The organism is Ruegeria sp. N11 (assembly GCF_056531525.1).
The window spans coordinates 204,513-229,436 of sequence record NZ_JBQFLX010000005.1; the positions used below are offsets into that span (position 1 = coordinate 204,513).

Below are 24,924 nucleotides of genomic sequence, written 5' to 3' on the forward strand. Positions count from 1 at the left end.
CGCCATTGCCGCACTGGACGCTGGTCCGGCCTTTCCCTATATATTTTCTCAGGTAACAAACCCGAGGCAAGAATGACGCATCCCAGTGAACAGTTTGAAGGCACGCCGCTGATTGCCCCTTCGACCATCGAACACCCCCTGTACGAGGCCGTGGTCGAGGCATGCCGAACGGTTTATGATCCTGAAATTCCAGTGAATATCTATGATCTCGGGCTAATCTACACAATCGAGATTGCCGAGGACAATGCAGTCAAAGTCATCATGACCCTGACCGCACCGGGCTGCCCCGTCGCCGGAGACATGCCGGGCTGGATCGTTGAAGCTGTTGAGCCGGTTGCTGGCATCAAGGAAGTTGACGTCGAACTGACCTGGGAACCACCGTGGGGAATGGAAATGATGTCTGACGAGGCCCGACTGGAACTCGGATTTATGTGACCAGAGAATTATTTCTCAAGAATCAATCTGTTGTCGTCAAAAAGTCATCCAACTGTTACACGGCTGTAGCAAAACTTTCATACACCTGCGCAACAAATCGGTGTGTCGACGAAATAGTGCATTCCATTTGTCGTTCGCACGGGCTGCTGGATCGCCTGCCCTCCTTGAAATCTCCGGCCCGAATATTGGACCGCTTTTGCCCGAGGGCGGTCCAGAACGTTCAGGGTAAACTGCAATTTACTGATTGCCGCAGGTCGATTTGATCTCTGCTGCCCTATCGTCCAATTGCTTGACGTAATCTCCGGACAGCATTTGCAGTCTTTTGCCTTCGGTGCCGGTTACCAGACCAAGCAATGCGCCCGCGGGCGTAATTGCCGCCACACTTTCCAACTGCTTGTCTTCGGCATGCTTCTTTTCTGAGGCAATCGCGCGCAGATCGCCTTCAGCGGTTGCGCAATTGACAGGGTGTCTGGGCCCGTCCGACGCAGCCCAGGCAGTGCCAGCCAAAACGGCAAAACTCAGCCCCAACAGCGCCAGCGGCGCATTTGATTTCAGATATTTTGACCGCACTGCCATATTTGCAAACCTCGTGACTGTTGTTGCACCAAAGGACGGATATCTGTTGCCCCTTCGGATCAGGCTAATCCGGCCAGCGGCGCTGGTGCAAGGCGACCGGTGCCCGCAAACCGGCCGTTTCAAAGCAAATCTTCGCAATCATAGGCCGCGCTCACTTGAGCCCGGTGATCGAAAGCCCTAAATTAGTGTCAACGCGACGACGGAGATCCCCTGATGTTTGGCATTCCTGGCAAACAGGCTGTAACCATGACGCCCAAGGCGGCCGAGCAGATTGCTCGTCTGATGGCCTCGGCCGGACATGCCGGGCTGCGCATCGGCGTGAAAAAAGGCGGATGCGCCGGCATGGAATATACCATGGACTATGTGGATCAGGCGGACCCTAACGACGAGGTTGTCGAACAGGACGGTGCACGGGTCATGATTGCACCCATGGCGCAAATGTTTCTGTTCGGGACCGAGATCGACTACGAGGTCACTCTGTTGGAGTCCGGCTTCAAGTTCCGCAATCCAAATGTTGTTGATGCATGCGGCTGCGGCGAGTCGATCAAGTTCGACGAGGCGCTGACTGAACAGCGATAAGGCGTCTGTGCGTCGCATCAACATTCTCCCCAAGGTTCCCGGGTTTCCGGCCACCTATTGAACAGGTGTGCCGTATGTATTGGCGCAGACGGAATTTCCGGCGTTTGACCGTCCAGCACCCCTTGCGCGGAATTGTCAGGTGGGGCGTAGGGTGCTATCCGAAAATGAAATGATGTCAAAATGAATAGGTGCAGGGATGCGGCGCAAGCTGGCGGCTGGAAACTGGAAAATGAACGGAACCAGCGAAGCGCTGGGCGAGCTTGAGGTGCTGGCCAGCACCCACCCTGCCCCGACTGTCGATATTCTGATCTGCCCTCCGGCCACACTGGTTCACCGCGCCGCGCAGGCGACGCAGGGAACCGGCATTACTATCGGCGGCCAAGATTGCCACGCGGCCCCGAACGGCGCCCACACCGGCGATATCAGCGCCGACATGCTGGTCGACGCTGGCGCAACGACCGTCATTCTGGGGCATTCGGAACGACGCGAGGATCATTCCGAACAGAATGAGGACATTCGTGCCAAAGCCCGCGTCGCGATGGACGCCGGTCTTAAGACCGTTATCTGCGTTGGTGAAAGTCTGGAACAACGCGAAGCCGCCAATACGCTTGATATTATTGGCGGCCAGATGTCGGGGTCCATTCCGGATCAGTCGACCGGTGAAAACCTGATCGTCGCGTATGAGCCGATCTGGGCCATCGGAACCGGAAAAGTTCCCACTCTGAACGAGATCGGAGAGGTTCACGACTTTATTCGCGCGCGTCTGGAGCGCCGCTTTGGCGAAGGTGTCGGGCGCTCGGTCCGGTTGCTTTATGGCGGTTCGGTAAAGCCTAGCAACGCAGCAGATATTTTCGCCGTCTCCAATGTCGATGGTGCGCTGGTTGGCGGCGCAAGCCTGAAAGCCGCCGATTTCTCGGGGATCATCGAGGCACTGGAAAACGCCTGATCAGGCAAGCTTCATCGTGATCATCCCGGCCACGATCAGAACCGCCGCGCAGATGCGCGTGGCGGTTACCGCTTCGCCCAGAAACAAGATACCGACCAGAAACGCGCCAACGGCGCCAATCCCTGTCCAGACGACATAAGCTGTGCCCAATGGCAGCGTCCGCATTGCCAGCGCAAGCAGGGCGAACGATCCCAACATCGACACGCCCATAATCGCGGTGGGCCAAAACCGGGTAAAACCGTCCGATTGCTTCATGGCAAAGGCCCAGACGATTTCAAGCAGTCCGGCAGTTAACAGAATGATCCAGGGCATATGAGAGACCTCGTTTTGCCCGGGCCGTCCCGGAGAATTTCCCATTTTGGGGAGGTCGTCCTCTGAGCGGCAGATAGTCACTCAATTCTGTTCTTCAAGACAAAACCGGGCGGATCGCGCCGCCCGGTTTTTTGCGTTGTCATTTAGACGCTGTTTAATTGGTCACGATTTCCGGCCCCATGAAGGTGTTGGGCAGGAAGGTCGACAACCACGGAATGTACGTCACCATGATGAGGAAGACGAACAGCACCGCAAGGAACGGCAGCGCGGCCTTCACGACGCCCATCATAGGCATTCCCGCAACGCCCGAGGTCACGAACAGGTTAAGGCCGACCGGTGGCGTGATCATTCCAATCTCCATGTTCACCACCATGATGATGCCCAGGTGGATCGGGTCGATGCCCAGTTCGATGGCAATCGGGAACACCAGTGGCGCAACGATGACGAGCAGGCCTGAGGGTTCCATGAACTGACCACCGATCAGAAGGATCACGTTGACCACAATCAGAAACGTAATCGGCCCCAAGCCCGCCGACAGCATCGCGCTGGCGATATGCTGCGGCACCTGTTCGTCGGTCAACACATGTTTCAGGATCAGTGCGTTGGCAATCACGAACAATAGTGTGACGGTCAGCTTTCCAGCCTCGAACAGCGTGTGCTTGGTATCCGGGTGAAAGAGCGCGGTGACCAGTGCATAGGGTTTCTTCAACAGCGAGATATTCTGCGCGTCACCCTCGCTGCTAAGCGGCCCCATGTCCTTGTAGACGAAGCAGGCGATCAGGAACGCATATACTGCGGCCACTGCGGCAGCTTCGGTCGGCGTGAAGATACCGCCGTAAATGCCGCCCAGGATGATCACGATCAGGAACAGGCCCCAACCAGCTTCACGCGCTGATGCGAATATCTCGCCCCAGCCTTTCCAGTCGCCCTTGGGCAGGTTCTTGACCTTCGCCATCACATAGATTGCTACCATCAGCATCAAACCGGCCATCAGGCCCGGAATGACGCCTGCCAGGAACATGCGGCCGACCGAAACCTCGACTGCCGCTGCATAAACCACCATGACGATCGAAGGAGGGATCAGGATACCCAGGGTTCCTGCGTTACAGATCACACCGGCCGCGAATTCTTTGGAATACCCAACCTGTCGCATTCCAGCGATAACGATCGAACCGATTGCGACCACCGTTGCAGGGGATGACCCCGACAGGGCTGCAAACAACATACAGGCAAACACGCCCGCAATCGCCAGCCCGCCGGGCAAATGGCCCACACAGGCAATCGAAAAGCGAATGATCCGGCGCGCCACGCCCCCTGTCGTCATGAAGGACGACGCCAGGATAAAGAACGGGATCGCGAGCAGAGTGAAGTGCCCCTCGAATGCCTCAAACAGCGTACCGGCAACCGAGGCGAGCGAGCTGTCGGAATAGATCAGCAGGAACAGGGTCGAGCTGAGGCCAAGTGCCACCGCGATCGGAACGCCGATCAGCAGCAGGCCAATGACCATCGAGAAAAGAAGAACTACATCCATCAGTCATGCTCTCCTTGCTGAGCCCGGACTTCTTCGATCTCGTCCTCGACTTCGTGGCTGGCGACAAGCCGGTCAGTTTCACCGCGCCAGATCTGCACTGCGACTTGCGAAAAGCGGATCACCAGCAGCAGCATGGACACTGGCAACACCAGATACGGCACCACCTTGGGAAGCTTCTCGTATTCCTCGCCATAGTTGATGAGACCCTCAAGAAAGCGCAGCGGCGCGACCATAGGGATATCGTCAACTTCGTAGAAACTCTGGCTGCGCGCTCCGCTATCGAACCCTGTCGGGAACCAGCGTCCGGATGTGGGTGGCAGGTCGGCAAACACAGCCCAATAGTCATACGACCCTTTCAGCAGCAGCAGCGAAAACACCAGACAGCACGCGACGGCGATCAGCGCCAGTATCCGGCGCGGCGCCGGAGCCAGCATGTTCAGGATGGCATCGACCCCCAGATGCGCGTGTTTCTTCACCGCATAAGATGCGCCAAGCAACACTAGCCAGCCAAACATGAACACTGTCAGTTCAAGCGCCCACAATATGTTCGAATTAAAGAAGAAACGCGCGATCACATTTGCAAATGTAACGGCCGTCATCAGGCCCAGGAGCAATGCAATCAGGGTTTCTTCGATATGGTCGACCAGCCCGCCATGGCCGGATTTCGCACCAGACATCTATCTGTCCCCACATTTTTATTGTTGAGAAGGATTGGGGCGGGCCTTTTCGGCCCGCCCGGCCTGCGCGTCGATAACTCCCCAGTCCCCTGACGCGCGGCCTGGACCGGGATCAGAACCCGGCGTTGATTGCCTGAGCGGCGTCGATCTTTTCCTGACCTACATCGTCAGCGAACTTGTCCCAAACGGGTTTCATCGCATCAACCCAGGCCTGACGTTGTTCAGGGTTCAGTTCGCGAATTATTCCACCGGCGTCCGTGATCGAGGCTTTCGCCGCTTCGTTCACGGCAAAGGCTTCCTTGTTCCGGGTCTCGGTCACTTCGCTCAGAATGGTCAGGAACTGATCACGCACTTCCGGCTCGAGGCTGTCCAGCCAGTCGACCGACGTCACGACCAGATAATCGATGATACCGTGGTTGGTCTCGGTGATGCCGTCCTGCACCTCGAAGAACTTCTTGCCGTAGATGTTCGACCAGGTGTTCTCCTGTCCGTCCACAACGCCCTGCTGCAGCGCGCCGTAAACTTCCGAGAATGCCATCTTCTGCGGGCTGCCACCGATGGCTTCCATCTGCGCAACCAGAACGTCCGAAGACTGAACCCGGAACTTCAGGCCATCCGCATCAGACGGGTCAACCAGCGGTTTGTTCGCCGACATCTGCTTCATGCCATTGTGCCAGAAGGCCAGACCCTGCAGGCCGCGGCGCTGCATACTGTCTTTCATCGCCTGACCGTCCGCCGAGGCCTGGAAGGCATCCACGGCGTCGATATTCTTGAACATGAACGGCAGGTCGAACAGGCGGAACTGTTTGGTGAACTTTTCGAACTTCGATAACGACGGGGCGGCCAGCTGAACGTCGCCCTGCAGCATTGCCTCAAGAACCTTGTCGTCATTGTAGAGCGTGGAGTTCGGATAGACCTCCATGCACATGACGCCCTGCATCTCGTCATTGACGCGTTGTTCCAGCAGCGAGGCAGCGATGCCTTTCGGATGCTTGTCGGTGTTGGTCACGTGTGCAAACTTAACGACAATTTCGCCATCTTCGCACGCCGCCATCCCGGCAGTAGCCGTCACGGTCAGCGCAAGCGCGGTTGCAGTTGTTGTCAGGATTTTCATCTGTATTGTCCTCCCAGACTTCCTAGAACCCTTCATCGGGCACTCTTGCAGCGCCCCATGACGCGAAGTGAACCGAATCAGATCTCTTCTCACAACTTTTTGTTTCATGGCTGTTCTTTTGATATTTTATTGTTTTCTATCAAATACCTAGGTGAACTTAATACCTGAGATTTCAAGATCCCCAAGAAGCCATGTGCGGAAATCCGCACAGGCCTTTGGCGCACTGTGCGGATTTCCGCACTACGGCGACTCACGAGTTCCGAATCAAACACCAGGAGATTCGCACCGGTAGCAACTCCCTTGGGGCGGGATACTCCGCCAAGCGCGCATAACCGCAGAATTTTTGGGTAATACTGAGCCGCACGGCCGCGTCAGCGCCGATAGTCTTCTGGGCGGATGCCGTAGCGTGCAAGTTTGTCGTAAAACGTCTTTCGCGGCAGCTTCAGTGCACGCGCCGCTTCCGTGGCCTTCCCGTTATGCCTGCCCAAGGCGGTGATCAGCAGCGAACGTTCGACACGCGCCATCTGCTCGCTCAGCCCCAAATCAGCAGCCTGCGCGACATCTTCGGGCATTCCCAGAACAAATCGCATCGCAGCGGACATCAGCGAGCGCGCATTGCCCGGCCAGTCGCTGGCCATCAAGGACGCCAGATGTTCCGAGGTTATCTCGGGCGCGGCAATCCCCGCCTGCTCAGCGGCCTGCGCGACATAGTGGCGAAAGATGACCGGAATATCCTCGGGACGCTCTGCCAGCGACGGAATGCGCACCCGCATGACGTCCAGGCGATAGAACAGATCCGCATGAAAACGGCCCTGCGAAGACAATGCCGACAGGTCCGCTGTGGTGCCCGCCAGAATGCGGACCCCGGCGCCCTGCTCGACAATCTCAAGCGCGGCATATTGCGTAGCCTCGGGCATTGCCGACACTTCATCCAGAAACAGCGAGCCACCAGCGGCGTCATGACAGACCTGCACCAGCGCCGCCGCGGTCAGACCCGAGGATGGCCGCTTGACAAAGGGCCCCTGCGCCTGCGGCGACATCATATGGACCACTTCGGCAACCTTGGATATTCCACTTCCAGCCGGCCCGGTTACCAGAACCTCGGCGTTGATCGGTGCTACGGTGCGGACACGTTCGCGCAGTGCTTCGGCCTGCTGGGACAGTCCGAACAACAATCGGGCGGCGGGATCACCGCGTTCCAATTCGTGTTTTAATGCGCGCTGTTCCAGAACCTGCGCACGGGCTTCCATGGCCCTCTTCAGAACCGCCAGAAGGTCGGCGGCGGCACAGGGTTTTTCAAGGAAATCGAAGGCACCCTGCCCCATGGCCTGCACCGCCATCGGAATGTCGCCCTCTCCGGTCAGAAGGATGACCGGCAGATCGGGGTCGATTTCATGCGCGTAATTCAGCAGATGAAACCCGTCTCGCCCCGGCATGCGGATGTCCGAGATGATGACACCGGGAAATTCGGCCTGGATATGGTCTTTCGCGGCCACAAATGACCCTGCTGGAATCGGAGCGTAATCGGCCAGTTCCAGCGTCTGCGCCAGGGCGTCCCGAACCGCCGCATCGTCGTCAACCAGTAGGACCTTGTGCATCATGCGGCCTTGTCATCCTCGTAATAATCCAGCTCGACGGTAAAACACGCGCCACTCTGTGAATTGTAACCCCGAATGTCGCCGCCGAAACTCTGAACCAGCCCATAAGAAATCGACAGGCCCAGCCCCATACCCTCGGACGAACCAACGGCCTTGGTCGAATAGAAGGGTTCAAACAGCTTTTCGGGATCCTCGATTCCCGGACCGTTGTCGCGCACGGTGACGGACACTCGCGCGTCGGTGTCGATCCATATGCGAATATATCGATCGTCCTGTTCGATCATGGCATCTGCGGCGTTGTTGATGAGGTTGACGAAAACCTGAACAAGCCGAACCTCACCACCCCAGGCGAAGACCGGTTCAACATCGGGCTGCCAATCCACTGTGACCCCTTCAGCGTGCAACCGTGCCGAGGTCAGTTCGACGGCTGTATTGATGACTTGAACAAGATCCACCTTTCCCATCGGTTCGCTTTCATTTCTGGCGAAGGCGCGCAGGTTCTTGATGATACGGGCCATACGCGCCGCCATTTCAGAAATACGCCCCAAGTTTTCGCGGGCCTTTTCACTCCGACCGCGCTCCATGAACGCGGCACCATTATCCGCAAACTGCTGAATGGCCATAAGCGGCTGGTTCAACTCGTGGCTGATACCCGCTGACATCTGCCCTAACGCGCTCAGCTTTCCGGCCTGCACCAGATCAGATTGCGCGCGCTTCAGGGCGGCTTCCGCTTCCATCCTCTCGGACACTTCGCGCCGCAAGGCCAGGTTTGCATCCGTCAGATCACGGGTTCGCCGCGCGACTTTGCTTTCCAGAACGGTGTTTGCCTCGGCCAAAGTGCGCCTGCGCTCAGTTGCCAGAAAAAGTAACGCCCCAAAGGCCAGACAGATTGCGGCAACCGCGGCGGCCTGTAATCCCGCCAAGCGCCGGGCCGGTGCTACGTCCACCAGCACCTCGGCCGTCATATCGATAACCGGCAGGTCAAGCGTCAGGTGCAGCGCGTGACGGGGCAAATAACGCCCCCAGTTCAGCGTCCACAATTCATGCCCGGCGACCCGGGTCGAGCTGAAATCGACCGTGCCGCCATCCGGCGGTGAAAGCCCTTGTTGTCCCTCTGCGCGCCGCCAGAACAGAAGATCGGACCTGTTCGAGATGAAGACAACGCCTTCCGCATCCACGAAGAATACCGCTTCGGTGCTGCCGCGCCAGGTTTGCTCAACATCCTGCACGTCCGCGACAACCATCAAAGCACCCTCAACCTGACCCGAGGGTCCAAAGGTCGGAGCCGCATAAGAATAAATCCGATCACCGCTTTCCGGCAGGGCCCCATGGGCACTTCCCATGGCCCCCTGCATGGCGCGCTCAAAAGCAGGATATCCGGCCATGTCGGGCTGCCTTATCGGCTGGGCCGCGACCAGAACCTGCCCGTTGGAATCCAAATACATCATGTTCACTGCAGCTGTCTTGTCGGACACATCCAGCAGCAGGGACCGGGCCGCCTGCCTGTCTGCCGGGGTTTCTAACTCGTGCAGGGCTGGATGATCGGCCATCAGGACCGCCAGCTCCTGATACACCTGCATCTGCGTGCTCAGCCGGTCTGCTGCAAGTTCAAGATCTGCCTCGGCCTTTTCGCTCAGTTGCGACAGGGCTTGACGATAGGCGTAGGACCAGACCCCGGCAGACAACTGTCCGACGACAAACAGAAATCCAAGGATCACCCAGACTCGATACATGACATAGGGTCTTGCATTCGACGCGCCTCATGGCAAGTCTGCGCCGCATGAAGACGCTATTTCAATCGCCGGTCGAACTCGGTTTCGTGCAGAACCCCTACCCATTCTATGACGAGGCGCGCCAATACGGCGACCTTGTGTATTGGGGCGACTACAACAAAGTGGCCGCTGTTTCTTATCGCGCTGTGCAAGCCCTGCTGAAGGATCGGAGGTTTGGCCGAGAGGTTCCGGCAGAATTGCGAGAACCCGGCCCCGCCCATCTGGCGCCGTGGTTGAATGTCGAAGCGCATTCCTTGCTGGAAGCTGAACCTCCACGGCACACGCGGCTGCGCGCCCTCGTCATGCGCGCCTTCACCACACGTTCAATCGCGTCCCTGGCGCCTTCGATCGAGCAGCTTTGCCACACCCTGATAGACCGGTTCCCCGCGACAGAGTTCGACCTTCTGGACGCCTATTGCACTCAGGTACCGGTCATTACGATCTGCCGTCTTCTGGGCGTCCCCGAGGACATGTCACCACAGTTGCTGCGATGGTCGCATGACATGGTCGCGATGTATCAGGCCAGCCGGAACCACCAGACCGGGGACAACGCGGCCCGGGCCGCACGGGAGTTTACCGATTTTCTGACCCGCTATATCGAACAGCGCCGCAGCGAACCCCGTGACGATCTGATCACGCGCCTGATAGCGGCCGAAGAGGACGGAGAAAAACTGTCCCGCGACGAACTGGTTGCCACTTGCATCCTGTTGCTGAACGCCGGGCACGAGGCCACGGTTCACTCCCTGGGGAACGGGGTGAAAACTCTGTTGCAAACCGGATCCCGTCCGCTTGCACCCGACGAAATCGATGCCGCCGTTGAAGAAATTCTGCGATATGATCCGCCACTGCACATGTTCACGCGCTATGCCTATGAGGATGTGGAGATCTTTGATCACCGCTTCAGCCGTGGCGATGAGGTTGCGCTGTTGCTGGGTGCCGCAAACCGCGACCCCGCGGTCTGGAATGCACCGAACACCTTCGATCCAACCCGGCCCATTTTCACAAACACCAGTTTCGGCGGCGGCCTGCACTTTTGCGTCGGCGCCCCACTGGCCCGTCTCGAGATGCGCATCGCACTGCAGGTGTTGTTCCAGCGGGCGCCAGAACTACGGCTGTCGGTACAGCCGGAATATTCGAACAGCTATCACTTTCATGGGCTTACCCGGCTGCCTGTTCACGTCTGAGTTTCAGCAGATGCCGACTGAATAGCGCATAATGCGCTATGCCTCCGGCGGGGATATTTATAGCCAGATGAAATCGGATCCTTTATTCATCTGGCCCCAAATATCCCAGGGGAGGCGCGCTTAAGCGCGGCGGGGGAAGCGCCCCCCACTTCGTTAACCAACAACCAACGCACTCAGCGGTAGCATCGTCGTTGATTTGATCTCTTCCATCGACAAAAGGGCCGTGACGTTGTGCACCCTGACTTCCGAGATCAGGGTCTGATAAAAATCGTCGTAGGCGCGGGCATTTCTGACGCGCACCTTGAGGATGTAGTCGATGTCACCAGCAAGGCGGTGCGCCTCCTGCACTTCTGGTCGGTCCCTCAGCGCCTTTAGGAACTTACGCTGCCACTCCGCCTCATGTTCTGAAGTCCGGATCAGAACAAAGAACGTCGCCTCGAACCCCAGTGCCTCGGCATCCAGCAACACTGTCTGTTGACCAATGACCCCTGCACTTTTGAGTTTTCGGATTCGGTTCCAGACAGGTGTCTTGGAACTGCCGACCCTTGCAGCGATTTCATCCAGTGACTGACTGGCGTCGCGTTGCAGCTCGACCAGAATTTTCCGATCCGTATCATCAATCCGCACCGACATTCCAATTTCCTTCCATTTCCGGAACCAGCGTCCCTAAGCTCAGCCTGATTGGAACGTATGTTCTTATTTACTCGCCCATATGGCATTAATCCGGGAATATTTCCTATATTGAGGGTCAAGTCAAACACAGGTCGAGATCCTCAGATGCGGCAATCGCACACATATACGGATACAGGGCACGTCGATTTCGTCGGCGCAGGTCCGGGTGATCCGGAATTGCTGACGCTTAAGGCGCTGAACGCGTTTGAGCGTGCGGATATCGTTCTGCATGACCGCCTGATCAGCCCCGAAATTCTGGCGCTGGCCGGCAAGACCGCTGAACTGGTCGATGTTGGCAAGGCCGGCTTCGGACCCTCATGGAAACAGGAAGACATCGACGCATTATTGGTGGACTACGCACTGAAGGGTCAGCGTGTGGTCCGTCTGAAGTCGGGGGACCCCACTGTATTCGGGCGTCTGGACGAAGAAATCGAAGCGGTCGAGGCTGCAGGTGTTTCCTGGCAGATCATTCCCGGCATCACTGCCGCCTCTGCCGCTGTTGCTGGCATCGGTCAAAGCCTGACGCGCCGCGGTCGCAATTCCTCGGTGCGGTACCTGACGGGTCACGACATGAAGGGTTTTGCCGACCACGACTGGAATGCACTGGCGCGTCCCGGTTCCGTGGCTGCAATCTATATGGGCAAGAAATCCGCCCGTTTCATTCAGGGCCGTCTGATCATGCACGGTGCTGACCGCGCAACCCCTGTCACCATCGTCGAAAACGCGTCGCGCCCAGGCCAAAGGGTGCTGTCCACGACGCTGGACCAATTGCCCACCGATCTGCATGCCGCCGCAATGGACGGCCCCGCACTGACCCTTTATGGCCTCGCACCGCGCCGTGCAGCCGAGGCCCTGACCGAATTCAACAAGGAGCTTGCCTGATGGCCCGCGCTTTTACACCCAAAGTGGTTACAGCCAACGACCTGCTGGAAGGAGACGTCATTTATCTGACCGAAGACGATCGCTGGTCACGCGATCTGTCCGAGGCTGAACTGATTACTGACGAAGCTCACGCACAGGTGCGTCTGCTGGATGCCGCACGTCAGGCGAATACCATCGTTGGCGCATATCTGGCCGACGCGGTCGCTGGCAAACGCGGCCCCGAGCCCACTCATTTTCGGGAAGACTTCCGCCGGACTGGTCCGTCCAACTATGCCCACGGCAAACAGGAAACTTCCCCGCAGCCCCGGGCCTGACCTCTGGCCCCTCACTCTCCCCTACAAGGCCCCAAGGTTCGGGGCTGCAACTAAGGACAGCTAATCATGTATCGCTACTCCGAGTTCGACACAGCATTTTTGGCAGAACGCAACGCGCAGTTCCGCGCGCAGGTCGAGCGTCGCATCGACGGCTCGCTCACCGAAGACGAATTCAAACCCCTGCGCCTGATGAACGGCCTGTATCTGCAACTGCACGCCTACATGCTGCGCGTAGCGATCCCTTACGGGACGCTGAACAGCGCTCAGATGCGTCAGCTGGCCCTACTGGCCGAAAAGTGGGACAAGGGCTATGGCCACTTCACCACCCGTCAGAACATCCAGTACAACTGGCCGAAACTGAATGACGTGCCGGATATGCTGGACGCGCTGGCCGAGGTTGGGATGCACGCCATTCAGACCTCGGGCAACACCATCCGCAACGTGACCGCCGACCATTTCGCCGGTGCCGCCGCGGATGAGGTCGCCGACCCGCGCCCCTATGCGGAACTGCTGCGTCAGTGGTCCACCGACCACCCGGAATTCCAGTTCATGCCGCGTAAGTTCAAGATCGCCATCACCGGCTCGGAAAACGACCGCGCCGTGATTAAGGCGCATGACATCGGCCTGCAACTGGTCGAGCGTGACGGCGTTCTGGGGGCTCGTGTCATCGTGGGTGGCGGTTTGGGCCGTACGCCAATGATTGGCAAGGAACTGTCCGAATTCGTCGCCTTTGACGACCTGCTGGCTTATCTCGAAGCCACCGTTTCCGTGTGGAACCAGATCGGCCGCCGCGACAACAAATACAAGGCGCGCATCAAGATCACCGTGCATGAGCATGGCATCGACGCCATCCGTGCCAAGGTGAATGAGCGCTTCCTGAAGGTTCGCCCGCAGTTCAAAGGCGCGGACATGTCGCTGCTGGACGAAATCAAGGGCCACTTCGCTGCCCCCGCCTTCCGAGAGGGTTCGGTTGCGTCGTTTGAATCTGCCTACACCAACGATCCGGTCTTCCGCTCGTGGATCGATACGAACATCGCACCGCACAAGAACGCAGACCACGCGATTGTCACGATCTCGATCAAGAAGCACGGCCAGACGCCGGGCGATGCAACGGCCGAGCAGATGCGGGTCATGGCCGATCTGGCCGAAGAGTTCGCCTATGACGAGCTGCGCATCAGCCATGAGCAGAACGTGATCCTGCCGCATGTCCATAAATCGGACCTGCCTGCAATCCATGCGAAGCTGAAGGAATACGAACTGGCAACCGCTAATATCGGCCTGATCAGCGACATCATCGCCTGCCCCGGCATGGATTACTGTGCACTGGCGACCGCTCGTTCGATCCCGGTTGCGCAAGAGATTGCAACCCGCTTCGAGGAGTTGAAGCTCGAGCATAATATCGGCCACCTGAAGATCAAGATCTCGGGCTGCATCAACGCTTGTGGTCACCACCACGTGGGTCATATTGGCATCTTGGGTTTGGATCGTGCCGGCGTCGAAAACTACCAGATCACTCTGGGCGGTGATGCCACCGAAAGCGCGGCCATCGGCGATCGAACTGGTCCGGGCTTTGCTTACGATGAGATCGTCCCCGCCGTAGAACGCATCGTCGAAACCTACTTGAACCAGCGCGAAAGCGCAGAGGAGACGTTCCTGGAAACATACCGCCGCGTTGGCATGGCGCCGTTCAAGGCGGCGCTTTACCCCGAGGCACAGGCCAATGCCGCTTGACCTGATCCAGACGGAACTGGGTAAAGACCGAAGTGAACTGACTGAACGGGTCGAGGACCTCAACGCCCGATTCCGCCACCACAGTGCACACGACGTGATGCATGGCGCGATTGAAGAGATCGATGAGCTTGCCCTTGTGTCAAGCTTTGGGGCGGAATCGGTGGTGTTGCTGCACATGGCGGCTGTTGTTGACAAAGCAACGCCCGTCCTGTTCATCGACACTCAGATGCTGTTCACCGAAACGCTGGAATATCAGCAGGAGGTCAGCGAGCGTCTTGGACTGAGAAACGTTCGGATCATCAGGGCGGACGATGAAGACGTCCAGCGCGATGACCCCTATGGAGCCTTGCGCCTGCGCGACACGGATGCGTGCTGCAACCTGCGCAAGACATTCCCGCTGCAAAAGGCCCTTATGGGCTATTGCGGCTGGATCACCGGGCGCAAAAAGTTTCAGGCCGGCACCCGCGCCGCGCTCGACTTTTTCGAGGTCGAGGACGGAACAGGCCGGATCAAGGTCAACCCGCTGGCACATTGGGCACCCGAAGATGTGCGCGCCTACATGGACGAAAACCGCCTGCCCCGGCATCCGCTGGTGGCAAAAGGATATCCCTCAATCGGCTGTGCGCCCTGCACCTCGCCGGTCAAAGAGGGCGAAGACCCCCGCGCCGGACGCTGGCGCGATCAGAACAAGGAAGAATGCGGCATCCATTTTGTCGACGGCAAGATGGTGCGTGTTGGAGAAAAGCAATGAATGTAATCGTAACGGATCAGGGGTTTTCCCCCGATGATTGGACCGACGGCTTTGTTTCGCTGGATGATGCCGCCAATGACGTGGTTGCCCTGGATGTAAGTTCAGACACCGACCCGGATGAACTCTACGATCGTCTTGGCCGAGCCGAACTGGTGCGGGTCGATTTCCCGTCCTTCGCAGATGGCCGCGGCTTTACCATCGCCCGCACACTGCGCCTGAAAGGCTATACCGGGCGTCTGCGCGCCAAGGGGCACGTTCTGGCAGACCAATACGCCATGGCGCGGCGCAGCGGCTTTGACGAGGTCGAGATTGATGATGGCCTTGCCACCCGTCAGCCCGAAGATCAGTGGCTTGCCCGCGCCAACTGGAAAGAGAACAACTATCAGGCCCGCCTGCGCGGTTAAGGCCGCACATCGCCAGCTTGTGACAGAAAGGGGGCAATCTGTCCCCTTTTCCTGACTTGGATCAACGATTAAACGGAGATGTCGGTTTAGCAGACCGGCAGGTAAACGATGACAGAGATGAAGCCCGTGAGCGAAGTAACTGCCGTAAAGGCCCCCGTCCTGCCGGACGCGCAAACTGTAATTGACGTGAAACACTGGACCGACAGCCTGTTTTCTTTCAAGGTGTCGCGCCCTGCCTCGCTGCGGTTCCGTTCGGGCGAATTCGTGATGATCGGGTTGTTGGGCGATAACGGAAAGCCGCTGCTGCGCGCCTATTCCATCGCCTCGCCTTCGTGGGACGAGGAACTCGAGTTCTACTCGATCAAGGTGCAGGACGGTCCGCTGACCTCGAAGCTGCAACACATCAAACCCGGCGACCAGATCATCCTTCGCCCCAAGCCCGTTGGTACCCTGGTGCACGACGCGCTGCTGCCCGGCAAACGCCTGTGGTTCTTTGCCACCGGCACCGGTTTCGCGCCCTTCGCTTCGCTGCTGCGCGAGCCGCAGACCTATGAGGATTATGATGAGGTCATCATCACGCACACCTGCCGTGAAGTGGCTGAACTGGAGTACGGCCGCCAGCTGATCGAAAGCATCCGCCAGGACGAACTGTTGGCCGAACTGATCGGCGAAGGTTTTGCAGACAAGATCCGCTACTACCCGACCACCACCCGGGAAGAGAGCCCCAAGATGGGCCGCATCACCAACCTGCTGAAAGACGGCACCGTATTTGCCGATCTGGGCATCGATGGCGGAATCAAACCCGAAACCGACCGAGCGATGGTTTGCGGCAGCCTGGCTTTCAACCTCGATATCAAGGAAATTCTGGAAGAGTTCGGACTGCGCGAAGGCGCAAATTCCGACCCCAAGGAATTCGTCATCGAAAAAGCCTTTGTCGGCTGATCTTTGGGGCTGGCCGGGTAATTGACAACCCGGCCAGCTCAATCCCGCCAACAAAGGCGGGTTTTTCGTGTTTTCCGGCCTTTATGCTGCTTGAAACGCCTTTCGCACCGGTCTAAATTCCGGTCTCGAAATTCTGCAATCATCAAAGGAATGAACCCATAGCCCGCAGACCCCACAACGCGCCGCCGCAGAGAGACACCGGACCGCGCGTCAATGAAAAGATCCGTGCCCCTGAAATCCGCCTGATCGGCGCTGACGGTGATAACGTAGGGGTGGTTCATCCCGCCAAAGCTATGCAGATGGCCGCTGATGCCGGACTTGATCTGGTCGAGATCTCGCCCAATGCCAATCCTCCGGTTTGCAAAATCATGGATTTCGGCAAGTTCAAGTACGAACAGCAGAAACGCGAAAGCGAAGCCCGCAAGAAGCAGAAAATCATCGAGGTGAAAGAGGTCAAGTTCCGGCCCAACACCGACACGCATGATTACGACGTCAAGATGAAGAACGTCGTCAAGTTTCTGGAAAAGGGCGACAAGGTCAAAGTCACCCTGCGCTTTCGTGGCCGTGAGATGGCGCACCAGAACCTGGGTCGCGAGCTGTTGGAGCGTGTTGCCGAAGACATCAAGGAAATCGGCAAGGTCGAGAACATGCCGAAGATGGAAGGCCGTCAGATGATCATGATGATCGGCCCGCTTCCGCAGAAATAAGCTCTGCAAGTAGCCAATTCCGAACCCTGTCAGAGTTGCTCTGGCAGGGTTTTTTTGTTCACCAAAAATTCAATCCTCGCGATTTGTATACACCTGTCCCCGTCCGCACATCTTAGAGGTCTGAAAGCGACCATGGGTCGATTTCAGGCACTCTGATTTCGACGGCGCGCTGGCGCAAACTGGAATGCGCGGAATCGCGATGCGGTTAAGCGTGAGATGCCGGATAAAGGGGAGGTAGCGATGGGTGAAATGTCATTCGCGGGCGGCGTTTATCAATCGCTGCCGACGCAGGCCTATTGCGATGAGGCTTTTTTCTCCCAGGAACGCACCCGGATATTCAGGCGGTCCTGGCATTTGGTAGGCCATGTGACCGACATCCCCAACTTCGGTGACTATGTTGTCGAAGACATCAGCGGCGTCTCAGTGATCGTGATTCGGGGCCAGGACAGCGAAATCCGAGCCTTTTACAACGTCTGCGTTCATCGCGGCCATGAATTGCTGAATGGCAAGGGTTGCACCAAAAAGATGACGTGCCCCTATCACGCATGGACCTATGACACGACCGGACAGTTGCGCGCCGCGCCGAATGCCACCGCGTTTCCGGGCTTTGACAAAAGCCAGTACAAGCTGCGCCCGGTTCAGGTTGAACTGTTCTTCGGACTCATTCTGCTGAACCTGGACCCGGACGCCCGGCCAATGGCCGAACTGGCCGAAAGCGCGCTTGGCGAAATCGCTGAGTACGCGCCCAACCTTCCCAACTATAAACGCGCGGACCGGACGGAACGGTTGGCCAGCGCGAACTGGAAAGTGGTCGCCGAGAATTTCAACGAATGCTATCACTGCGCTGTTGTTCACAAAACTCTGACAACTGGTGTGGTCGATCCGGACCTGTACCGGACGCGCGGCCATGATTACGGCATTCGCCATGCCAGCCCGGCCCGCCCGGACAGTCAGAAATCCTACAGCTATGTCGCCGACCCCGAAGCGCGCACGGACAAGTTCCTGACCTGGTGGTTCTTTCCGCTTTTTGCCCTGCAGGTTTATCCCGGTGGGATTGTGAACACCTATCGCTGGACCCCGGTCAGCGTGAACAAAACCAAGATCGAAGTTGACTGGTGGTTGCCCGAATCCGAACCCAACGCCGTTGAACAAGAGATCATCCTGCAACACCGCAACACCACCTTTGCCGAAGATGGCCCGATTGTGGATTCGGTTCAAAAAGGGTGGGAAAGTGGCGCGATCGGGTTTGGGGCACTGGTGGTCGATGACGCGTGTTCATCGCAATCAGAACACCCGATCATGGCGTTCAATGCGCATTACCAGAGGGCCATGGAAGGCACGGCCCTCTGAGAATTCTCTGACTTGATCAGGCCGGAAGCGAAACCTCGATGGCTTTGCTTAGTTTTGCGACCAGTTCATCAATCTGCTCGTCCTCGATGATAAAGGGCGGTGCCAGCAGGACGTGGTCACCTTTCCTGCCGTCGCGCGTTCCGGACATCGGGTAACAGATCAGCCCTTCGGCCAAAGCGGCCTTCTTGATCTTTCCCGCAACACCCAGCGCAGGGTCAAAGGGCGTTCGGCTTTCCCGATCGGCCACCAGTTCCACCCCGCGGAACAACCCCCGGCCGCGGATATCGCCAACATTCGGATGTTGTCCAAACGCAGCCTCGAGCGCTGATTGCAGCTTTTCACCCATCACGCCAGCTCGGGTCGGCAAATCGCGGTTAGTCAGCTCCCTTACAACAGCCAAGGCAGCAGCCGTCGCAACCGGGTGCCCGATATAGGTGTGTCCGTGCTGGAAGAAACCGGACCCATCCCGGATCGCATCATAAACTGCACCGGAACACAGCATCGCACCGATCGGCTGATACCCCGCGCCCAGACCCTTGGCGATGCACAGGATGTCCGGCGCCACCCCATCATGGTTGCAGGCAAACAGATGCCCTGTCCGGCCCATGCCACACATCACTTCGTCCAGAATCAACAACACGCCATACTTGTCGCAGATCTCGCGAATGCGTTTAAAATACCCCTCAACCGCAGGAACTGCACCCAATGTCGCGCCAACAACCGGTTCTGCCATGAAAGCCATAACGGTATCGGGACCAAGCCGCAGAATCTCGGCTTCCAACTCATTGGCGACGCGCTGACCATAGTCAAAGCTACTCTCTCCATCGGGCTTTTCCGCATATTCGAAACAGGGCGCGATATGGGTCATCTCGATCAGCATCGGCGCGAACTGCGCCCGCCGCCACGCGTTTCCACCTGCCGACAACGCACCCAGAGTGTTGCCGTGATAGCTCTGCCGTCTAGCGATCACATGCCGGCGTTCCGGCTGACCGATTTCAAGATAATACTGGCGCGCCAGCTTGATCGCGGCTTCGGTGGCCTCAGACCCCCCGGAAACGAAGTACACCCTGTCCAGATCACCCGGCGCGTGTTCGATGAGCAAATCCGCCAATTCCTCTGCCGGTTCCGAGGTCATGAAGCCTGTATGGGCAAAGGCGATCTTTTCAACCTGTTCCTGTACCGCCTTGATCACGGCCGGGTTGGAGTGCCCCAGACAGGAAACCGCCGCATCCCCGCAATCCAGATAGCGCCGTCCGTCAGCGTCAATCAGGTAACACCCATCAGCGCCTGCTGCGACCGGCAGTTCGGCCTTGGTGTGACGTGGAAATACATGGCTCATATCAAAATCCTCTCAATTTTTGCGACCAGCGCTGCTACCGATGCCGCATTGTCTGTCCATGTTCGACCTTGTGCGTCGGTCAGGCTGTTTTCGAAACCAACCCGCACATCACCGCCTCGCTTTGCGGCTTCGGCAAGGCACATATGTTCCTGTTTCCCAAAGGCACAGATCATCCACGGCGCCGGATTTTGCGGGAAACCATCAATATCTTCAGGTGTCGATTCCCCACCTGTTGTGTAGCGGCCCAGAACCAGCAGGCGATCCGCCTGCTCTTGTCGCACAATCCCTTTGTCCCGCCACTGATCCAGCAAAGCCGCATCTTCTGCATCATAAAGGATGTGCTGAACCCGTGTACCCTGTTCGGCACAAAGTCCATATAGCCGTGCCGCAAGCTCCGGCGCACGGGCAGTTTCACGGACGGAAATCGAAGCCCAGCCAGGGTTGACCTGCTTCACACATTCAAACTGCGCCGCGACATCAAAAACGCCCGCGGCCTCGGTTGTGATCTGAATGTCCATCTCCGGCACAGTGCGGCTCAACTCGGCAATCGCTTCTCGGTATCGCCCAGCATCCAAAGAATGGGCACCTTGATCGTCACGGACATGCAAATGCAGCCCCTGGGCACCAGCATCAAAACAGGATCGGGCGGTGGCCGATATTTCATCCAGCGAAACAGGCAGCTTGGGATGATCATTGTGACCGCGCCGCGCGCCATTGGGCGCGACCATTACGTAAGGTCTGATTGTTTCATTTTCCGGACGTTGCATTCCCTGCTCCAACCCCAGCCGCGTTCCTGCACCCCATTTACCTGTTGACCGCGTGTTTTCAACTTGCCATTTTCATAACATATGTTTTTCTAATGATATGCCGGAATCTCCAACCCAACTGACCAACCGCCTTCGCCGCACCATCGATGACCTGCCGACACAGCTTCAGGCAGCCGCAAAATACATTATCGATCATCCGGCAGATTTCGGTATCGACCCGGTTCGAATTACCGCCCAAAAGATCGGCGTCAGTTCCAACGTTTTGGTCCGATTGGCACAGAGGCTGGGCTTTGACGGGTTTGACGCCTTTCGTCAGCCATTTCGGCACGCTCTGGCCACAGACCGAGAGGAACAGCTGGGACAGGACTGGCTGTCCAGCCTCAGACAAGAAGGGCAATTCGCTACGGCTCAATCCCAATTCGCACGGAATGAGTTGAACGTCGTCACCCGCTCGTTGCGGCAGATAGACCCCAAGAAAATGCAGATGGCCACGAAAATCATATCTAATGCAAAGCGTTGCTTTGTGACGGCCACACGGTCCAGCCATGCACTGGCTTCTTATTTTTGCTACGCCGGACGCATGGCACAACCCGGAATGCAGCTTATCCCTCGGCAAATGGGCTCCGCGATTGATGATCTGATCGAAGGGGACACGCAGGATTGTCTGTTCGCGATAACCGTCCAACCTTATTCAGCGGACACGATTCAGGCCATGCGGTATGCCCGCGACATGGGAATGAAGATCATACTTTTGTCGGACAGTGACGTCATCGCCCCGGGCGTCAAACCCGACGTTGTACTTGCAGTTAGCACCCGATCCCTGCACCACTTCTCAAGCTTTTCGGGCGCAATGGCCGTTCTGGAATGCTTGCTTGGTCATCTCTTTGACGCCGGCGGCGACGCCGCACGAATTCGCGTGGAAGAATATCAAAGGGCTCGTGAGGAAACCGGCGCTTACTGGCGCCCTTCAAAACCGCCCAGAGTGCGTCAAAAGAACAGCCCCCGGTAAACCCGGGGCCTGCCCCTGTTCATTGCGCTGTTTACATCGTCGCTTCGACAGCCCGTCTGGTCATCACGTTCACCAGATGTGCGCGATACTCCTTGCTGCCATGCAAGTCCCCAATCATGTTCGCGGGGTTGACCCTCAGGTCCATCAACGCATCCGGCCGGAACTCTTTGTTCAGGGCCTGCTCAGCCTCACCCCATCGAAACACGCCATCTTCGCTGGCCCCGGTTACGGCAACCCGAACACCGTCAGCGAAACGGGCAAGAAACACACCCACCAACGCAAAACGCGACGCCGGTTGCAGAAACTTCTGGTAACTCGCCGCCTGCGGCACCGGAAAACGGACAGACGTAATGATTTCACCTTCATCCAGCGCAGTGGTGAACATACCCTGAAAAAAGTCATCTGCCGCAATCTGGCGTGTATTGGTAACGATGGTCGCACCTGATCCCAGAACACCCGCAGGATAACAGGCTGCAGGATCATTGTTTGCAACCGACCCGCCAATTGTGCCGCGGTTGCGCACTGCCGGATCACCGATCTGACCAGCCAGCGCCGCCAGTGCCGGGTACGACCCCGCCGCATCACGCGCCACCGAGGCATGAGTCGTCGCCCCTCCGATCGCAACCGAGCCATCGTCTTCAATGCAAACACCCTTCATCTCGGCAATTCCGCTCAGGGATACCAGGGATGATGGCGCGGCCAGTCGCTGTTTCAGCGTCGGGATTAGGGTCTGCCCTCCTCCCAACGCCTGTGCATCCTCGGCCGCCAATGCGGCAACCGCATCGGCTATGGTCGAGGGTTTTTCAAACTCGAAACTGTACATTTCGCTTTTCCTTTCCGAAGGGCGTTTCCCGGCCCTTCATCTTTTTGGAAATACTCCGGGGGTCCGGGGGCTGGCCCCCGGTCCACCCTCTCAACTCAGCCGTTCATAGCTGCCCAGACGCGCGACGGGCTGACCGGCATATCGATGTGGTCCACCGCCTTGCCGCCCGAATTCAGCGCATCCAGCACCGCATTGACAACTGCCGGCGGCGATCCGATCGCGCCCGCTTCGCCACAGCCCTTCACACCCAATGGGTTATGCGTACACGGCGTCTGGCTGGAATGGTCGACACCATAGAATGGCACATCGTCGGCACGCGGCATCGCGTAATCCATGAAGGACGCACTCAGCAACTGGCCATTCTCGTCATAGGCGCAGTTCTCCAGCAGGGCCTGACCGATGCCCTGACCGATACCGCCATGGACCTGGCCGTCAACGATCATCGGATTGACGATGTTCCCAAAATCATCCGCAGCCGTGAATTTCTCGATGCTGACCTGACCTGTGTCCGGATCTACCTCGACCTCACAGGCATAAGCACCTGCCGGGAAGGTGAAATTGGCAGGGTCATAGAAGGCGGTTTCCTCAAGCCCCGGCTCGACCTCCAGCGGATAGTTGTGCGGGACATATGCCGTCAGAGTCACATCCCCCCACGCCACCGACTTGTCGGTGCCCGCGACACTGAACTGACCATCCTTCAGCTCGATATCGGCCTCGGACGCTTCAAGCAGATGTGCAGCGATCTTTTTCGCCTTATCGATCACCTTCTCGGTCGCCTTGACCATGGCCGACCCACAGACCGCAAGCGAACGTGAGCCGTAGGTGCCCATCCCGAACGGGATCTTGGACGTATCCCCATGCACGATCTCGACCATCGACTCGTCGATGCCGATCATGTCCGCCACGACCTGCGGGAAGGCGGTTTCATGCCCCTGCCCGTGGCTGTGCGCACCGACCATGACGCTGATCGACCCGGTCGCGTTCACGCGCACCGTCGCAGCGTCATAGAGACCCGCCCTGGCCCCTAGCATCCCAACGATGTTCGAAGGCGCAATGCCACAGGCCTCGATATAGCAGTTGATGCCAAGACCTCGTAGCTTGCCTTTGGCCTCACTCGCCGACCGACGTGCAGCAAAGCCCGCCAGATCGGCAGCGGCCTCAAGCTTGTCCATCGTCCCGTTGTAGTTTCCAGTGTCATAAGTCAGCGCCACCGGCGTGTCATAGGGGAACTGAGTGATGAAGTTCTGACGGCGCAGTGCAATCGGATCGACGCCCAACTCACGTGCGGCCTTGTCCACGACACGCTCCAACTGGAAGGTCGCCTCGGGGCGGCCTGCGCCGCGATAGGCATCCACCGGCACCGTGTTGGTGAACATCGCTTTCACGTTTACCTGAATGACCGGCGTCTTGTAGTTGCCCGCCATCAGCGTGCCGTGCAGCCAGGTCGGAACCGAACTGGAGAAGGTCGACAGATACGCGCCCAGATTGGCATAGGTGTTTGTCCGCAGGCCGACAAAGTTGTTGTCCGCATCCAGCGCCAGTTCGATCTTGCTGACGTGATCCCGACCCTGCGCATCCGACATGAATGCCTCGGACCGGCTGGCCGTCCACTTGACCGGACGCCCACAGGCTTTTGCCGCAAAGGTACAGAACGCTTCCTCGGCATAGTGGAAGATCTTGGTGCCGAAGCCGCCACCCACATCCGGGGCCACCACGCGGACCTTGTGTTCGGGCAGACCCAGAACAAAGGCGCACATCAGCAGGCGGATCACGTGCGGGTTCTGCGACGTCGTGTAAAGTGTATACTCTTCGGTCGCGCGGCTGTACTCGGCCACGGCCACGCGCGGCTCCATCGGGTTGGCGACCAGACGGTTGTTCACCAAATCCAGCGTCGTCACGTGGGCTGCGTTGGCGAAGACATCGTTTACCTTGGCGTCGTCCGCTTCGCCCAGCTGCCAGTCATAGCAGATGTTGTTCTTCAGGTCGTCATGAACCAGCGTCGCGCCATCTTGCGCGGCGGCCTTCATATCCGTGACGGCTGGCAGTTCCTCGATATCTACGTCGATTGCCTCGGCCGCGTCGCGCGCCTGTTCAAGGCTGTCGGCCACAACGGCGGCGATAGGATCGCCAACGTGACGCACTTTGCCCTGCGCCAGAATGGGGTGCGGCGGCTCCTGCATGGGTGCGCCGTGTTTGTCGGTGACTTCCCAGCCGCAGGGCATCCCGCCCACGCCTTCGAAGTCCTTACCAGTAAACACTTTGACCACACCTGGCATGGCTTCCGCCGCAGATGTGTCTATGGATTTGATCCGGCCATGTGCGATGTCGGACCGCAGAAAATGTACATAGGCCTGACCACGTACGTTGATGTCGTCGGTGTAATTGCCCGCTCCGGTCAGAAAGCGCACGTCCTCGCGCCGCTTGGAACTGGCTCCGATGCCACTGTCTTTGGGCATTGCTTGTTCTCCTCCCTGGGAAAGAATTTTCGCTGAAAATTCTTTGCGACCGC

At 58.1% G+C, this 24,924-nt stretch carries 25 protein-coding genes; 13 read left to right on the top strand and 12 right to left on the bottom strand.

Annotated elements, in window-relative coordinates:
- The first annotated feature begins 72 nt into the window (after positions 1 to 72).
- Positions 73 to 435, top strand: coding sequence for an SUF system Fe-S cluster assembly protein (locus tag ACR0J8_RS07485; protein ID WP_170616812.1), 363 nt, complete (start codon positions 73 to 75; stop codon positions 433 to 435).
- A gap of 237 nt (positions 436 to 672) precedes the next feature.
- On the opposite strand, the gene ACR0J8_RS07490 is transcribed toward ACR0J8_RS07485, so the two are convergent.
- Positions 673 to 1,011: a hypothetical protein gene (locus ACR0J8_RS07490; protein WP_170806265.1), complete on the bottom strand. Its 339-nt coding sequence runs from the start codon at positions 1,009 to 1,011 to the stop codon at positions 673 to 675.
- Positions 1,012 to 1,224: 213 nt separating this feature from the next.
- Between ACR0J8_RS07490 and ACR0J8_RS07495 the strand changes: the two genes are divergently transcribed.
- The gene (locus ACR0J8_RS07495; RefSeq protein ID WP_170616808.1) at positions 1,225 to 1,590 is read left to right on the top strand and encodes a HesB/IscA family protein; all 366 of its coding nucleotides are present in this window, start codon (positions 1,225 to 1,227) and stop codon (positions 1,588 to 1,590) included.
- A gap of 196 nt (positions 1,591 to 1,786) precedes the next feature.
- On the top strand, positions 1,787 to 2,536 hold the full coding sequence (gene tpiA / locus ACR0J8_RS07500) for a triose-phosphate isomerase (RefSeq protein WP_170616806.1): 750 nt from the start codon (positions 1,787 to 1,789) through the stop codon (positions 2,534 to 2,536).
- Here the strand turns inward: tpiA and ACR0J8_RS07505 are convergent, their stop codons facing one another.
- The 6 genes from ACR0J8_RS07505 to ACR0J8_RS07530 all read right to left on the bottom strand — a co-directional run bounded on the left by ACR0J8_RS07505 (position 2,537) and on the right by ACR0J8_RS07530 (position 9,501).
- Positions 2,537 to 2,848 carry a DMT family transporter gene (locus tag ACR0J8_RS07505; RefSeq protein WP_480523895.1) on the bottom strand — a complete coding sequence of 104 codons (312 nt, stop codon included), beginning with the start codon at positions 2,846 to 2,848 and terminating at the stop codon, positions 2,537 to 2,539.
- A 154-nt stretch (positions 2,849 to 3,002) separates the two neighbouring features.
- The gene (locus ACR0J8_RS07510; protein ID WP_480523894.1) at positions 3,003 to 4,379 is read right to left on the bottom strand and encodes a TRAP transporter large permease; all 1,377 of its coding nucleotides are present in this window, start codon (positions 4,377 to 4,379) and stop codon (positions 3,003 to 3,005) included.
- Positions 4,379 to 5,056 (bottom strand): TRAP transporter small permease, encoded by a 678-nt coding sequence (locus ACR0J8_RS07515; RefSeq protein WP_480523892.1) that lies wholly within the window; start codon positions 5,054 to 5,056, stop codon positions 4,379 to 4,381. Before ACR0J8_RS07515 ends, ACR0J8_RS07510 begins: the two co-directional genes overlap by 1 nt.
- Positions 5,057 to 5,168: 112 nt before the next feature.
- Complete coding sequence (locus ACR0J8_RS07520; RefSeq protein WP_480523890.1) at positions 5,169 to 6,170, bottom strand: DctP family TRAP transporter solute-binding subunit; 1,002 nt, start codon at positions 6,168 to 6,170, stop codon at positions 5,169 to 5,171.
- 371 nt (positions 6,171 to 6,541) lie between these two features.
- The gene (locus ACR0J8_RS07525; protein ID WP_480889445.1) at positions 6,542 to 7,771 is read right to left on the bottom strand and encodes a sigma-54-dependent transcriptional regulator; all 1,230 of its coding nucleotides are present in this window, start codon (positions 7,769 to 7,771) and stop codon (positions 6,542 to 6,544) included.
- A complete protein-coding gene (locus ACR0J8_RS07530; protein ID WP_480889449.1) occupies positions 7,768 to 9,501 on the bottom strand; it encodes a sensor histidine kinase in 1,734 nt (577 codons plus the stop codon). Before ACR0J8_RS07530 ends, ACR0J8_RS07525 begins: the two co-directional genes overlap by 4 nt.
- A gap of 47 nt (positions 9,502 to 9,548) precedes the next feature.
- Here ACR0J8_RS07530 and ACR0J8_RS07535 point away from each other — a divergent pair, with 47 nt between their 5' ends.
- Positions 9,549 to 10,724: a cytochrome P450 gene (locus ACR0J8_RS07535; RefSeq protein ID WP_480889451.1), complete on the top strand. Its 1,176-nt coding sequence runs from the start codon at positions 9,549 to 9,551 to the stop codon at positions 10,722 to 10,724.
- A 153-nt stretch (positions 10,725 to 10,877) separates the two neighbouring features.
- On the opposite strand, the gene ACR0J8_RS07540 is transcribed toward ACR0J8_RS07535, so the two are convergent.
- Positions 10,878 to 11,357, bottom strand: a complete 480-nt coding sequence (locus tag ACR0J8_RS07540; protein ID WP_480523882.1) for an Lrp/AsnC family transcriptional regulator — start codon at positions 11,355 to 11,357, stop codon at positions 10,878 to 10,880.
- Positions 11,358 to 11,501: 144 nt separating this feature from the next.
- Between ACR0J8_RS07540 and cobA the strand changes: the two genes are divergently transcribed.
- The 8 genes from cobA (at position 11,502) to ACR0J8_RS07580 (ending at position 18,477) form a co-directional block, all read left to right on the top strand.
- Positions 11,502 to 12,278 carry a uroporphyrinogen-III C-methyltransferase gene (gene cobA / locus ACR0J8_RS07545; RefSeq protein WP_170676887.1) on the top strand — a complete coding sequence of 259 codons (777 nt, stop codon included), beginning with the start codon at positions 11,502 to 11,504 and terminating at the stop codon, positions 12,276 to 12,278.
- Complete coding sequence (locus tag ACR0J8_RS07550) at positions 12,278 to 12,592, top strand: DUF2849 domain-containing protein (protein ID WP_170676885.1); 315 nt, start codon at positions 12,278 to 12,280, stop codon at positions 12,590 to 12,592. Before cobA ends, ACR0J8_RS07550 begins: the two co-directional genes overlap by 1 nt.
- A 66-nt stretch (positions 12,593 to 12,658) precedes the next feature.
- Positions 12,659 to 14,323 (top strand): nitrite/sulfite reductase, encoded by a 1,665-nt coding sequence (locus ACR0J8_RS07555; protein WP_480523880.1) that lies wholly within the window; start codon positions 12,659 to 12,661, stop codon positions 14,321 to 14,323.
- Complete coding sequence (locus ACR0J8_RS07560) at positions 14,313 to 15,074, top strand: phosphoadenylyl-sulfate reductase (RefSeq protein WP_480889455.1); 762 nt, start codon at positions 14,313 to 14,315, stop codon at positions 15,072 to 15,074. The genes ACR0J8_RS07555 and ACR0J8_RS07560 overlap by 11 nt, the downstream gene beginning before the upstream one ends.
- Complete coding sequence (locus tag ACR0J8_RS07565; protein WP_321253205.1) at positions 15,071 to 15,478, top strand: DUF934 domain-containing protein; 408 nt, start codon at positions 15,071 to 15,073, stop codon at positions 15,476 to 15,478. Before ACR0J8_RS07560 ends, ACR0J8_RS07565 begins: the two co-directional genes overlap by 4 nt.
- 108 nt (positions 15,479 to 15,586) lie before the next feature.
- Positions 15,587 to 16,420: a ferredoxin--NADP reductase gene (locus ACR0J8_RS07570; protein WP_170616777.1), complete on the top strand. Its 834-nt coding sequence runs from the start codon at positions 15,587 to 15,589 to the stop codon at positions 16,418 to 16,420.
- 245 nt (positions 16,421 to 16,665) lie between these two features.
- Complete coding sequence (infC, locus tag ACR0J8_RS07575) at positions 16,666 to 17,127, top strand: translation initiation factor IF-3 (RefSeq protein WP_321254933.1); 462 nt, start codon at positions 16,666 to 16,668, stop codon at positions 17,125 to 17,127.
- A gap of 240 nt (positions 17,128 to 17,367) precedes the next feature.
- Entirely contained in the window at positions 17,368 to 18,477 is a 1,110-nt protein-coding gene (locus ACR0J8_RS07580) for an aromatic ring-hydroxylating oxygenase subunit alpha (RefSeq protein ID WP_480889458.1), read from the top strand.
- A 16-nt stretch (positions 18,478 to 18,493) separates the two neighbouring features.
- Here the strand turns inward: ACR0J8_RS07580 and ACR0J8_RS07585 are convergent, their stop codons facing one another.
- Together ACR0J8_RS07585 and ACR0J8_RS07590 are read right to left on the bottom strand one after the other, a co-directional pair.
- On the bottom strand, positions 18,494 to 19,816 hold the full coding sequence (locus ACR0J8_RS07585; protein ID WP_480523873.1) for an aspartate aminotransferase family protein: 1,323 nt from the start codon (positions 19,814 to 19,816) through the stop codon (positions 18,494 to 18,496).
- The gene (locus ACR0J8_RS07590; protein WP_480523872.1) at positions 19,813 to 20,583 is read right to left on the bottom strand and encodes a beta-keto acid cleavage family enzyme; all 771 of its coding nucleotides are present in this window, start codon (positions 20,581 to 20,583) and stop codon (positions 19,813 to 19,815) included. The genes ACR0J8_RS07585 and ACR0J8_RS07590 overlap by 4 nt, the downstream gene beginning before the upstream one ends.
- A gap of 97 nt (positions 20,584 to 20,680) precedes the next feature.
- On the opposite strand from ACR0J8_RS07590, the gene ACR0J8_RS07595 reads away from it, so the two are divergent.
- Positions 20,681 to 21,592 carry a MurR/RpiR family transcriptional regulator gene (locus tag ACR0J8_RS07595; protein ID WP_480889462.1) on the top strand — a complete coding sequence of 304 codons (912 nt, stop codon included), beginning with the start codon at positions 20,681 to 20,683 and terminating at the stop codon, positions 21,590 to 21,592.
- Positions 21,593 to 21,623: 31 nt separating this feature from the next.
- Here the strand turns inward: ACR0J8_RS07595 and ACR0J8_RS07600 are convergent, their stop codons facing one another.
- Together ACR0J8_RS07600 and ACR0J8_RS07605 are read right to left on the bottom strand one after the other, a co-directional pair.
- A complete protein-coding gene (locus tag ACR0J8_RS07600) occupies positions 21,624 to 22,415 on the bottom strand; it encodes an FAD binding domain-containing protein (RefSeq protein WP_170616769.1) in 792 nt (263 codons plus the stop codon).
- 95 nt (positions 22,416 to 22,510) lie between these two features.
- Complete coding sequence (locus tag ACR0J8_RS07605) at positions 22,511 to 24,871, bottom strand: xanthine dehydrogenase family protein molybdopterin-binding subunit (protein WP_480889466.1); 2,361 nt, start codon at positions 24,869 to 24,871, stop codon at positions 22,511 to 22,513.
- Positions 24,872 to 24,924 lie beyond the last annotated feature (53 nt).

Excerpts from the sequence above, each read along its gene's own strand:
- ACR0J8_RS07600 (WP_170616769.1), bottom strand. The coding sequence starts at position 22,415 with ATGTACAGTTTCGAGTTTGAAAAACCCTCGACCATAGCCGATGCGGTT.
- ACR0J8_RS07530 (WP_480889449.1), bottom strand. The coding sequence starts at position 9,501 with ATGTATCGAGTCTGGGTGATCCTTGGATTTCTGTTTGTCGTCGGACAG.
- ACR0J8_RS07580 (WP_480889458.1), top strand. The coding sequence starts at position 17,368 with ATGGGTGAAATGTCATTCGCGGGCGGCGTTTATCAATCGCTGCCGACG.
- ACR0J8_RS07565 (WP_321253205.1), top strand. The coding sequence starts at position 15,071 with ATGAATGTAATCGTAACGGATCAGGGGTTTTCCCCCGATGATTGGACC.
- ACR0J8_RS07550 (WP_170676885.1), top strand. The coding sequence starts at position 12,278 with ATGGCCCGCGCTTTTACACCCAAAGTGGTTACAGCCAACGACCTGCTG.
- ACR0J8_RS07490 (WP_170806265.1), bottom strand. The coding sequence starts at position 1,011 with ATGGCAGTGCGGTCAAAATATCTGAAATCAAATGCGCCGCTGGCGCTG.
- ACR0J8_RS07590 (WP_480523872.1), bottom strand. The coding sequence starts at position 20,583 with ATGCAACGTCCGGAAAATGAAACAATCAGACCTTACGTAATGGTCGCG.
- ACR0J8_RS07510 (WP_480523894.1), bottom strand. The coding sequence starts at position 4,379 with ATGGATGTAGTTCTTCTTTTCTCGATGGTCATTGGCCTGCTGCTGATC.
- ACR0J8_RS07570 (WP_170616777.1), top strand. The coding sequence starts at position 15,587 with ATGACAGAGATGAAGCCCGTGAGCGAAGTAACTGCCGTAAAGGCCCCC.
- ACR0J8_RS07485 (WP_170616812.1), top strand. The coding sequence starts at position 73 with ATGACGCATCCCAGTGAACAGTTTGAAGGCACGCCGCTGATTGCCCCT.
- ACR0J8_RS07505 (WP_480523895.1), bottom strand. The coding sequence starts at position 2,848 with ATGCCCTGGATCATTCTGTTAACTGCCGGACTGCTTGAAATCGTCTGG.
- ACR0J8_RS07515 (WP_480523892.1), bottom strand. The coding sequence starts at position 5,056 with ATGTCTGGTGCGAAATCCGGCCATGGCGGGCTGGTCGACCATATCGAA.
- ACR0J8_RS07555 (WP_480523880.1), top strand. The coding sequence starts at position 12,659 with ATGTATCGCTACTCCGAGTTCGACACAGCATTTTTGGCAGAACGCAAC.
- ACR0J8_RS07525 (WP_480889445.1), bottom strand. The coding sequence starts at position 7,771 with ATGATGCACAAGGTCCTACTGGTTGACGACGATGCGGCGGTTCGGGAC.
- ACR0J8_RS07595 (WP_480889462.1), top strand. The coding sequence starts at position 20,681 with ATGCCGGAATCTCCAACCCAACTGACCAACCGCCTTCGCCGCACCATC.
- ACR0J8_RS07520 (WP_480523890.1), bottom strand. The coding sequence starts at position 6,170 with ATGAAAATCCTGACAACAACTGCAACCGCGCTTGCGCTGACCGTGACG.
- ACR0J8_RS07560 (WP_480889455.1), top strand. The coding sequence starts at position 14,313 with ATGCCGCTTGACCTGATCCAGACGGAACTGGGTAAAGACCGAAGTGAA.
- ACR0J8_RS07540 (WP_480523882.1), bottom strand. The coding sequence starts at position 11,357 with ATGTCGGTGCGGATTGATGATACGGATCGGAAAATTCTGGTCGAGCTG.
- tpiA (WP_170616806.1), top strand. The coding sequence starts at position 1,787 with ATGCGGCGCAAGCTGGCGGCTGGAAACTGGAAAATGAACGGAACCAGC.
- ACR0J8_RS07495 (WP_170616808.1), top strand. The coding sequence starts at position 1,225 with ATGTTTGGCATTCCTGGCAAACAGGCTGTAACCATGACGCCCAAGGCG.
- ACR0J8_RS07605 (WP_480889466.1), bottom strand. The coding sequence starts at position 24,871 with ATGCCCAAAGACAGTGGCATCGGAGCCAGTTCCAAGCGGCGCGAGGAC.
- ACR0J8_RS07535 (WP_480889451.1), top strand. The coding sequence starts at position 9,549 with ATGAAGACGCTATTTCAATCGCCGGTCGAACTCGGTTTCGTGCAGAAC.
- cobA (WP_170676887.1), top strand. The coding sequence starts at position 11,502 with ATGCGGCAATCGCACACATATACGGATACAGGGCACGTCGATTTCGTC.
- ACR0J8_RS07585 (WP_480523873.1), bottom strand. The coding sequence starts at position 19,816 with ATGAGCCATGTATTTCCACGTCACACCAAGGCCGAACTGCCGGTCGCA.